The sequence below is a fragment of the Paenibacillus sinopodophylli genome (assembly GCF_005930355.1).
Classification (GTDB): domain Bacteria; phylum Bacillota; class Bacilli; order Paenibacillales; family Paenibacillaceae; genus Pristimantibacillus; species Pristimantibacillus sinopodophylli.
This window is the reverse complement of sequence record NZ_VDBO01000002.1, coordinates 43851-54544: the sequence shown is the minus strand read 5'-3', so window position 1 is coordinate 54544 and position 10694 is coordinate 43851. Positions and strand designations below refer to the sequence as shown.

Here is a 10694-nt window from a genome sequence, read left to right as displayed (position 1 = left end):
CTCCTTGTCGAGAGACCTTCCTTTTATTAATCATAGGCAATAGTAAGAAATTTCCCCGTTTCAGCGGACTCCTTGGCCTTAAGACACATTAGCGCGCTTAGTAATCCGTCCTCGAGAGTCGAGAGTGAGCGGGTAGTTTTGCCTTTCATCAGTTCAATGAAGTTAGCGGCAAGAGCCGTATCCCCGCCGAAATGGTCGTCATCTAATTCAAATTGATAGGTCTCCACCCGAGCCGTGTGGTGCATGAACACCTTGACCAAGCCTGTTATAAAATCAAATTCTAATGTTCCCTTATAACCGAGCAATCGTGCTCCCCTGCTGCCTGCCTCGCGGCGGGCGAAAAAGTTTTGTGAGTACGAGAGGTGCATTCCTGTATCATAACGAAGCAGCGCACTGCCCGAATCTTCGTTACCTGTATCGCTCGTATAGCAGCAATGGGTCCAATGATCAGCCACATCGGGACGGAATGCCGTACTATCTGGGCAGGTTCTATTGTCTTCACATGTTTTGCAGGTCAAACCTACTGACTTCGTCCCCTTGAAAATCTGCTTGGAGGTCATTGCGCATACCTCCGTTGGCTGCATCCCTAGAATGGCATTCAGATAGTCAAAATCATGCGTAGCCTTTTGTAAGAACAGCCCGCCAGTAATCTGGTCATCCCGATACCAGGACTGATAATAAACCGCTCCATACGGCACGTTATTAATCGCCTGTACATGCTCAATTGTGCCGATTTTGCCAGAATCAATAATCTCTTTTATAAATTGGACGATGCTTGTCAGTCTGAGCGGGAAGGAGACCACGATTGGGGAGGAAGAGGCTCCGTAACCTGTCTTCAGCCTGTGCAGCTCCTCCATTGACGTAGCAACGGGCTTCTCTAGATAGATGGGCAGGCCGGTTGGCATAACCTTTAATGCCATTTCCGTGTGCAGCGAGCATCTGGTTCCGATCAACACGCCATCCAGCGTCTCCGTCAGCATTTCATCAACTGATGCCATTAACCGAGCTGGAGCAATGTCCATTGTCTGCAAACCGGGATCAACTACCGCAACAACTTCGCAAGATTTGTCTACCTCTTTTATTTTCCTTAAAACCGTTTGTGCCCTTTCCCCATATCCGATCACGCCTAATCTCATTGACAAATCACCCCTTAAGCTCCAACAATGGTAATACAATAGTTGTAGTATAGTAGGTTTTGGATCGATTGGATTTGCAATAAAAGCAACTTTATTTGCCCTTATGGGAGGTTATTAATCGGAATGCAGAGCAAAGAATGGTCTCCGGATCAGCTGCGTCGGACGCGACTACGGACAACGATTGAAATTCAGAAGCTAATTACGCTTTTCTATTTCGAGCATAACAAGGACTACGTCTTTATTGGGGAGAAACATAACTTTTGGGAATTGCTTTATGTCGATCGAGGCGAAGTAGAGGTCAGGACAGATAAGGCCATACATGTGCTGAGACAGGGGTCTATCATTTTCCATAAGCCGAATGAATTTCATAGCTTTCGCGCGGCTAAGGGCGTCGCTCCCGATGTGATCGTTGTTACTTTTGACTGCCACTCCCCCGCTATGCGCGGATTCGAAGGTAAACAGCTTCAAGTTAATGAAGAAGAGCGGAAAATGCTAGTTCTTATGATGCACGAAGGAAAGCAGGCGTTCGAATTCCCCTTCCGCCATCCTTTGAAACGTCTTCCACATGCAGCTGCAGGCAGTGAGCAGCTGCTTCGTTGTTACCTGGAAACTTTCCTACTGCTGCTGCTTCGGAAACTGGAGGCTGCTGACAGCGGGGTCGTACAGCAACAACTGTCGCTTCCCCACCCTGCTCGCGAGAAAAGTGAGCAGCTCCTGCTTCGAGATATCCTAAGCTATATAGCCGAGCATTTAGACGATCCGCTCAACATCACGACAATATGTGGTCAATTTTATATGAGTCGCACTCGTCTTCAAATGCTCTTTCACAAGCAGCACGGCTGCTCCTTCAAGCAATATGTCACACAATTGAGAATCCGTAAGGCTAAAATCCTTATTCGCGAGGATACCCGTAATATGACAGAGATCGCGCGCCTGTTAGGCTTTGCCAGCATCCATTACTTCTCCAAAGCTTTCAAGAAGGAAACAGGAATAAATCCTTCGGAATACGCCCGTTCAGTGAGAGCACAGATGGATGCACCGAAATAATGAAGACTTCCTTCTTATGCAAAAAACCGTTATGGCTTATTCGCCATAACGGTCTTCCTATTTGGCAAAGCTATGATTTCCGATTGTCACAACAACATCTAGATTGGACCAGAACGAGCCTTTGGATACGTTCGGATTAAAGAAATAAACGGCGTTCTCGACGTTATTCTTCCCGTTCAAAGCATCTTTAGCTGCACGCAGCACGCTTGCGTTTGGTTTGCTTTTGTCCAACAATCCGTTATGCGCTGGCGGGAACTGCTTACCTGAATAAATAACTCCTTGTATCGAATCGGGGAAACTCGCACTCTTCACCCTGTTTAGTATGACGTTTGCTATTGCAAGCTGTCCTTCATAGGACTCATAGCCCGCTTCCACCATCGTAATCTTCGCAAGCAGCGCTAGATCTGACTCCGAATAAGGCTTAACTACCTGATCGAATATAGATGGAATAACCACTTTGAGCTTCGTGCCTAATTGAACGTCAGCCTTACCATCCCATTCATTCCGCTTGAGCAGCTCTGTCTTATTGATGCCCAGCTCTTTGCTTACCTCATCCAATCCGTATTGCTCCGTAATGACGACAGGCTGAACCGTTATGAGATCAACGATATCTGATTCGGTGTTCAACTGTATGTTTGCATGCAGCAGCTCCGTGAACTGACGCAGTGGCACATACAATCGGCCCTCCTTCAAGATCGGAGCTGTATCCAATCGGTAGCGGTCATCGTTGAAATAAACAACAGGCACACCATTGCCAAGCACAACTTTATCACCTAAAGCCGTATGTATCGTAACTTCTTCATTTACTTTATCCCAGCTCGACTTCGCTCCGAATAGATCGGCTATGCGAGCCGCTGGCACGTACAATCTTCCATCAAGCATCAAAGCAGGATCGGTCATCTTCACAATCTTGCCATTGTGTTTAATTGTCACAGCATTCGCTGGTGTTGCTTCTCCTGCAGATACGATAGACATCGGACCGACGCCCAGCAGAAGTATTCCCATAATCATTGCAATAATGAGCCTGTGAACAGGCTGGCCTTCTCTAATCATGCGTACCTCCTAGCACTTCAAGTTGGTCTAAACTGCCAATGCTTACCTTTCGGCATTATATCATAGGTCTTTAGACTTGTAGCATTAACATTTTCACAGAATTAAACAAATGGGGTACACATACACCCCAAGGTGAAACGACTGTCGCCGTCCTTTGACGGCGCGGCGCGTCTCATTCCGAGAAATAAAGAGAAAGGGTGGCGAAAACATTTTCTTTCCTATATTTTCAAAAAAGCAAAAAAACCATCTCATTTGAGATGGTTTCAGCTACCCTTATCCCTCGTTATTCGAGAGCGCTTTCAACATGATCGCCGTCCAAATCATTTCTTGACGATTTCACCACAAAGCTCTCACCCGTGTCATCCATATCATATAGCTTGCACCGCGATTCTGGCATACGGAATGGAGAATGAAGAATGAGCATCCACTCGTTTTGGAACGTTTGGAACATCATGCCATGACCGCTATCTCCTGCAACGAGCGGCATAAGCTGCTCCCATGGGCCTTCAAGCTTCCCAGTAGTAGAACGTGCGAGTGTCTGGACATAGCTGCCGTTCTCATACGTTGACCATAGCATGATGAGACGATTGCCGCTTGTCCTATACAATTGGCACCCATCCGTCACAAAAGCAGATGGAGTCCCATCCTGCGAATGCTCGCCATTATCCCATGGGGCATCCGACCCGTTAAACAAATGAATTGGCTCTGAAGCGCAATCAGTAAGATCCGGCTTCAATCGGACAGCCTCCACTGTACCATCCGCTGTCTGAACCCACTCATGGCAATACACCATCCACGGTTGATTGTCCTCATCCAGGTATAGCGAGCCATCAAGCGTCATCACCTCCGCAGGAACGATCGGAGCCTCCTGCTTCACTAGTTCGAATGGTCCTTCAAGCGAATCAGAGACAGCAATGGCAGTTCCACGCCACTGAAGAGGGAATCCCCCATACCCTATTCCTTCCAATCGTTGATCATTATTATGAAGTGTAATGAACAAATAGCATCGTCCGTCATATATATGCACTTCAGGTGCCCAGGCGCCATGCTGCGGATTCGCCCAACTGTCATCAGGCACTGTAAATACGACGTAGGGTCCTTCCCATGCCTCCAAGTCACGGCTCTTATATACGAGAACACCATACCTGTCCATTCCATTTAATCTTGGACTTCCGCCCGTATACAAATAATAGGTTTGCGAAGTTTTGTCGGCAACGACGAATGGATCATGTGCCGGAATATCAGCCAGCTTCAGTCCTGACTTGGGATTAGCAACATCGGAAGCAGCATTGTATGCGTTCATGAGAATTCCCTCCATATCAATCATTTTATGCTAAAGAATACCTATCTCCCGGGCACGTGCTACAGCTTCTGTTCTCCGTGCCACTTGCAATTTATCAAAAATAACTCGATTATAGCCTTTAACTGTGCTCAGGGCGAGATTAAGCCGTTCGCTAATCTCGCGATTAGAGAGTCCTTGAGCAATGTATTGCAGAACAGAAAGCTCACGCTCGCTTAACGATTCAAATAGCGACTCGGCTACGGAGTGATCTGCTCGCGGATATAAACGCGTATTGCTTTTCACCTCCCTTCCATCATACACAGCTATTAATTTACCTATGTAGTCGGGCATAATTCCTTTAGACGCTGCTTGGGACAACAGCGTCTTCATTCCGAGCCCCTCGTCAATGAAGATGCGAACCATTCCTGCCGGCTGTGCCAGCATCAACGTATTTTCCAGTATCTGCAATGCTTTATTCCTGTCGCCATAGGCAGCTCGAGCAATAGACTCTACTACCTTTAGCTTGAGATGTTCATCCTGCCAGCCTCTCTCCTCCGCCTCAGCCCCGAACCGTTCAAGCAGCGAAATCGCAGCAGAAGTATTTCCTTGAGCAAGCTGAACCCTAACCTGACTAAGCGGCATATATTGCGTCTGTACAAGTGCATCCGCTGCCGTCAGATTGCCCTGATGCAGCAAGGCGGCCACTTGCACGGCAGCAGCAGCCACCTTCTGTTGGTCGAACTGATGCTTCGACGCACACAGCATGGCATTAGCCGAAATCGCCTCTGCTTCGATCACAGCTCCTTGAGCGAGTCTAATGCGTGCGAGAAATACTTCACTCGCAACGACTCTGTCTGTATTCTCAATCTGACCTGCCAGCTTGATGCTCCATAGTAGATGCTGTTCAGCAGCCTTCAAATCATTCCATTCATACATAATGCGGGCAAGTCCCAAATGCGCTTCACAGGCAATGGTTAGCGGCGGGTCTCCAGCCAGTTGCAAAACATGCTTATAAGTCTGTGCAGCTAGATCAAGTTGATTGGCTGCTTCCTGCAAGTTACCAATACCAAGATTAGCCATGATCGTAATGATGAAATGCCCAATGGTCTGACTGCTCGTTAATGCATCCATGTAGGCTGCCTTCGCACTGATCCGATCACCTTGGAGATGATACGCATAACCGAGCGCCCAGGTTGTTGCCGCGCGAACCGGCAGGTTGTCTAGATACAAATTATCCAATGCGAGCAACGACTGTTCTATGATCGTTCCCGCCTGATGGCGACTGACGGCCATTGTAGCTCGAATCGAAGCAATATGACCGACAAGATCCTTCCATCTTTCGGCTGGTTCAACGCGGTGAAGTACGGTTTCCGCACGCGCCAGCATCTGTTCAATGCCAGTGACCTGGCCAGCGAATAAAGAAATAGAAGCATACAATACCCATAGAGAGGGAATCTTGTCCATTATATCCGCTGGAAGCGATTTCAACCATGCCAGCATAGAGGCTGACTCTCCGCGAAAGTGCAGGGGCATCCCTGCTCCTTCCATAAGCTCAGCAGCTCTCGGAACATCACCGGCAGCCGCTGCATGGTGGAAAGCTTCCTGTTCCAATTGATTATGCTCATACCATACGCTGGCTCGCGAATGCAGCTCCGATATACTGACGCTATTCCCGCTTATAGTTGAGGCTAGTTTATCTTTCAAACGCTGTCGCAGCAAGTCAGCAAACAGATGATGATAGCGGTACCAACGACGCTCGTTGTCGAGTGGAATGATAAACAGATTGGCACGTTCCAGGTCCTCCAACGTTTCTTGCGCTGAAGCAGGAGACCCAAGGCACAGCACAGCATCGCATAGAGAGCCGCACATCCGATCCAGAATAGCGGTCTGCAGCAAAAAAGATTGGATGTTTGCCGACTGCCGTTCAAGTACTTCTTCTATTAGATAGTCCAGCACGAAGCGATGACTCCCTGTGAAGGAATGAATAAACACGGATGTGTCTGTATGTCCCTGCATGGAGATTGCCGCTAGCTGTAAACCGGCAATCCACCCTTCTGTACGGGCTTCAAGCCTATCGATTTCACGAGTTGACAGATTTAAGCTCATCACTTCATTAAGAAATCTAGTTGCTTCAGAAGCAGTGAAGCGCAGGTCTACAAGTCGCAGCTCATTCAGTTGACCGCGTGCGCGCAGCTTCGCCAAGGGGAAACTCGGATCATCGCGAGTCGTCATCATCACGTGCATCTGCCTTGGCATATGCTCAATTAGAAAGAGAAGAGCATCATCAATTGCTTGCGTACGGATTACATGATAATCATCAAGGACGAGAATGAAAGAATACTGAAGAGCTGCTGCTTCATTCAACAAGGTCGTGAGTACCGATTCTATCGGCGGCAATTGCGAGGATTGGAGCACTTTGAACAAACTATCATCAAAGTTCACCCCTATCGTCTGCAAAGCTTTGCATACATATGTCAGAAAGCGTGCAGCGTCGTTATCTCCCTCGTCAAGCGATAACCATGCGGCAGGTTGCCCACAACCGGAAAGCCATTCGGCCGCTAGCGTCGTTTTGCCAAATCCTGCAGGAGCAGAAATGAGAGTCAGCTTTCCATGAAATCCTTCGTTAAGCTTTTTTATGAGCCTAGGACGAGCAACTAATCTTAGCCGTTGCGGCGGGATATTTAATTTCGTGGCTAGTATAGGTATATTCATGAATTCATTATAATAACGATAATTCCAGCATGCAATCGACCATGCTTTATTTTACGTATATCATCTAATAAAGTAAGCTTGAATGTTAAAACATCGATGATTGTCTGGAGGTTTTTCGTGGAAATACGCTTGAAGCAAAGTCTGCTTCAACTTATCATTTAGATATGAGAATCATTTTCATTGGCAGATTATGATTCAGGAGGAGACGAGATGAAGGTCATCGTAATATCAGGAACCAAACAGACTCGCCTTGATCGGAAAATTCGAACAGCTCTTGTTCGAATGATTCATGCGGACAACGGTTCATCTCGATAGGATAAGCTATAATCAGCGGCAAGCTATGCGCGTTCTACTCATTTATTACACTATTTATTCCATACGAGCAGATTCAACATCTTTCCAATTGTTATTCGTTAAGATTTCCGCTTGATCGCCGGCAAAAGCCTTCTTCGCATCTGAGTCATTCAGCAACTGATATCTCATCCATGCTGTCAAATAGCCTCTATGCTTGCCGCCATCTTGTTCAATCGCTGTATGCGCTGCTCCTTTTGCCATCGCCATCATAGCCGGAATGCTTGCGTTCGCATTGGTCAACGCAAGCTTATTGGAAGCTGACGAAGAGATAATGAAATCACGAGTTCCACCTAGAATAAGAAAGGGAACCTTCAAAGCAGACGTATCATATACATCCTCAGGATCGCAATACTTCAGTTCCGGCAGCGCGATGGACACGACGGTCTGAATGAGATCGCCGCTTTCGAAATTAGTATGAGCGTTTATAACACCGGTTGAGCCCTGAGAATGGCCTGCAGCAGCTACCCGATCCGGCTGAATCCTCTGATAGAACGGACTGTCAGGCTTATCATTCTCAGCCAGCATATATTCAATGGAAGCTATAATTTCTTTACCTGTTCCAGTCGTTGTACTGTACGTATCGATGATAACAAATCCCCAGCTGGCTAAGTGGCGAAACAATTCATCATATTGTTCGGGCAATGCGCCTGTTCCGTTTCCCCACGCGATTAACGGGTGCTTTAATTGGTTTTCGCTAGGGTAGTAAACCTTATACAGCTTCTCACCCTGCTTATCTGAAATTTCTAGCGCTTCTACTTGGTAACTGCCCGTTAAAGCATATTTCTCTTCAAGGCTCCCCTTCTCAAAGGCAGCAGCGACCGAGTTCACAAGGAAATAAGATAATGTGGAGAACGCGGCTATTATAATGAACATCATGCATGCTGCCCCTACAAACCATTTGCTTCTGAGAACCCTCTTTAATTGTGGCATGAAATCTCTCCTCACTGTCCTAGCATAGCTAGTGTTCATAGCGATACAGTCGATTTATCATACCACAGACTCTTTGCTTTTTTAGATTTTTTTAGGATGTTCCACGGTGATGACTACATTACCTTTTTTGTGCCCTTTCTCCACATAGAGGTGTGCTTGGGACATTTGCTCCAGTGGATAGCATCGGTCGATCACTGATTTAACTTGGCCTGTCTCAATAAGCTTCTTCAAGAGAGCGAGGTCCTCCACAAGCTCTTTCGCTACACCCTGTCCTTCCACCGACAGGAATGTCCCATTCGAGGCAAGTGCATTCTTGCACTTGGCTTTCGTCGTTTTCCCAACAGCATCAAAGATTAGATCATAACGATTTTCTTGCTGGGCAAAATCCTCTACTGTGTAATCAATAACCTTATCCGCTCCAAGTGATTTTACCAATTTTATATTTGCGGTACTGCAAACGCCGGTCACTTCTGCGCCAAAGGCTTTGGCCAACTGGACGGCCGAAGTGCCTACAGCTCCAGAAGCTCCATAAATTAATATTTTTTTACCGCTCTTGATATTTCCTTTTCTCAAAAAATGCAAGGCTGTCGTTCCTCCAAAGAGAACAGAAGCCGCTTCCTCAAAAGTCGTATTAACTGGTTTTATTGCAACCATTCCGTCTGCTGCCAGGCAAACATACTCCGCATGCCCACCGAATCGCATCCCAGTAAAGGCATAGACCTGATCGCCAATTTTAAACCGATTCACCTCTTTCCCTACTGCTTCAATCACACCAGACAGCTCTGTGCCGAGTATCGGCTTTCTAGGCCTACGTATGCCCAGAAACAGCCGCATGGGAATCTTATATAGAAATGGAGCTTTGAATCCGCGAACTCTGCAATCTCCCGATGTGACCGTTGTTGCCAAAATTTTCACCAGCACTTCATTATCCTTGGGAATTGGTTTTTCTACCTCTTTAAGCTTGAGCACATCCGATGATCCATAATTTGTGCAAACAATTGCTTTCATGGTTTTCATAATTTCCCTCCAACATATGAATTAAGCCTTAACCCCTTCGCGAGCTCTAAACCATGTCGCCTAAGGGAGCAAGGCAGAAAACGCCTATCCCGATCGGGAGGTATATGGAATGGCTCTATATAACAAATAATATATATAATAAAAGGTATTAATGCGTAGCTACTAAAGTATGGTTTATGGTATCGGATATGCACCACTAATCGTTTGGTAGCCCAACGAAAACAGCGACAGCCATGAACGTGAGAGTACGTCCATGGCTGTCGCTAGACAACACTTGTTTGGCGAATGACATATAGAGTTCGAAACTGACATAAATACTCAACTAAGTGTGTTTCACACGACCATAGTTATCTGTTAATTCAACCCATGCTGAGCTCGAATGCCATACATAGCTTGAATGACCAGCTCACCTGGATCGCGATTCAACTGATAATGTGTCAGCAGCACATTCAATGGAATGGCACACACATTATTTCCATCTTTAATCGCTGGAAAACCGGCCTCAAAAACAGGGCCATGTTCTTCATTGAGTGCTAAACTCGCATGAAGCGGTTCCGGAGCAAACTCTTCCGTTAATGCGTTCATAAGCTGTGGAACGAGTATATTGTCTATAACCGCCTTCGCTTCGTCTTCGACTGTAACCGGTTGTGGGAGGGGTTTCCCGCCCTTAGTCTCCATAAGATCAACGAAGAAAGAAGCCAGCCATACTGATGGATCATTACCGGATTGAAATCTGGCAATCAGCTCGCGCAGAAAGAAACCGCAGGAGTACACATCAGCTGCATCGTCCTTCACATGATAAACGAAAACCGGACCGTATGCTTCCAAATTCAATACTTGTACATCCACTTCTTCGAAATGCATTTTTAAAGCTACGAGGCCGTTATGGCGAACCGCTTTTATAAGCTCCGCCCATTTTTCCTCGGACATCTCCACCTTACCGTTTTCTTGCTCGTTTTCTTTCTCGTTTACTGTCTCATTGTTCATGGTCACTGTCCCTCCTGTCTTCTATCATACCATCCCACGGCAGCGGATAAAACCAGCAAGGTTAGGTCGATTCTTTTCAAAACGTCATAAGCAATGAAAACATACTACATTTTTGTCACATTCTAATCGCAGAAAACGCAAATCAAACCTATTCTGCCTGTTTTCCTCCCCTAATA

Annotated in this window: 8 protein-coding genes; 1 reads left to right on the top strand and 7 read right to left on the bottom strand. The window is 46.5% G+C overall.

From position 1 onward, the window contains the following. Positions 1-26: 26 nt before the first annotated feature. On the bottom strand, positions 27-1136 hold the full coding sequence (locus FGT79_RS12180) for a Gfo/Idh/MocA family protein (RefSeq protein ID WP_138753096.1): 1110 nt from the start codon (positions 1134-1136) through the stop codon (positions 27-29). 123 nt (positions 1137-1259) lie between these two features. Here FGT79_RS12180 and FGT79_RS12175 point away from each other — a divergent pair, with 123 nt between their 5' ends. Beyond that, entirely contained in the window at positions 1260-2183 is a 924-nt protein-coding gene (locus FGT79_RS12175; protein ID WP_138753095.1) for a helix-turn-helix transcriptional regulator, read from the top strand. Positions 2184-2240: 57 nt separating this feature from the next. Here the strand turns inward: FGT79_RS12175 and FGT79_RS12170 are convergent, their stop codons facing one another. The 6 genes from FGT79_RS12170 to FGT79_RS12145 all read right to left on the bottom strand — a co-directional run bounded on the left by FGT79_RS12170 (position 2241) and on the right by FGT79_RS12145 (position 10518). Further along, positions 2241-3236, bottom strand: a complete 996-nt coding sequence (locus FGT79_RS12170) for a cell wall hydrolase (RefSeq protein WP_212758568.1) — start codon at positions 3234-3236, stop codon at positions 2241-2243. Between the two features lie 283 nt (positions 3237-3519). Further along, positions 3520-4539: a glycoside hydrolase family 43 protein gene (locus tag FGT79_RS12165; protein WP_138753094.1), complete on the bottom strand. Its 1020-nt coding sequence runs from the start codon at positions 4537-4539 to the stop codon at positions 3520-3522. 30 nt (positions 4540-4569) lie between these two features. After that, positions 4570-7230, bottom strand: coding sequence for a winged helix-turn-helix domain-containing protein (locus tag FGT79_RS12160; protein WP_138753093.1), 2661 nt, complete (start codon positions 7228-7230; stop codon positions 4570-4572). A 369-nt stretch (positions 7231-7599) separates the two neighbouring features. Next, positions 7600-8514: a poly(ethylene terephthalate) hydrolase family protein gene (locus tag FGT79_RS12155; RefSeq protein ID WP_171056211.1), complete on the bottom strand. Its 915-nt coding sequence runs from the start codon at positions 8512-8514 to the stop codon at positions 7600-7602. An 81-nt stretch (positions 8515-8595) separates the two neighbouring features. Then, positions 8596-9522, bottom strand: a complete 927-nt coding sequence (locus FGT79_RS12150; RefSeq protein WP_138753603.1) for an NAD(P)-dependent alcohol dehydrogenase — start codon at positions 9520-9522, stop codon at positions 8596-8598. A 363-nt stretch (positions 9523-9885) separates the two neighbouring features. Further along, positions 9886-10518, bottom strand: coding sequence for a hypothetical protein (locus tag FGT79_RS12145; RefSeq protein WP_138753091.1), 633 nt, complete (start codon positions 10516-10518; stop codon positions 9886-9888). Positions 10519-10694 lie beyond the last annotated feature (176 nt).

Coding starts and splice junctions, on each gene's coding strand:
- FGT79_RS12170 (WP_212758568.1), bottom strand. CDS start 3,236: ATGATTAGAGAAGGCCAGCCTGTTCACAGGCTCATTATTGCAATGATT.
- FGT79_RS12150 (WP_138753603.1), bottom strand. CDS start 9,522: ATGAAAGCAATTGTTTGCACAAATTATGGATCATCGGATGTGCTCAAG.
- FGT79_RS12180 (WP_138753096.1), bottom strand. CDS start 1,136: ATGAGATTAGGCGTGATCGGATATGGGGAAAGGGCACAAACGGTTTTA.
- FGT79_RS12160 (WP_138753093.1), bottom strand. CDS start 7,230: ATGAATATACCTATACTAGCCACGAAATTAAATATCCCGCCGCAACGG.
- FGT79_RS12155 (WP_171056211.1), bottom strand. CDS start 8,514: ATGCCACAATTAAAGAGGGTTCTCAGAAGCAAATGGTTTGTAGGGGCA.
- FGT79_RS12175 (WP_138753095.1), top strand. CDS start 1,260: ATGCAGAGCAAAGAATGGTCTCCGGATCAGCTGCGTCGGACGCGACTA.
- FGT79_RS12145 (WP_138753091.1), bottom strand. CDS start 10,518: ATGAACAATGAGACAGTAAACGAGAAAGAAAACGAGCAAGAAAACGGT.
- FGT79_RS12165 (WP_138753094.1), bottom strand. CDS start 4,539: ATGAACGCATACAATGCTGCTTCCGATGTTGCTAATCCCAAGTCAGGA.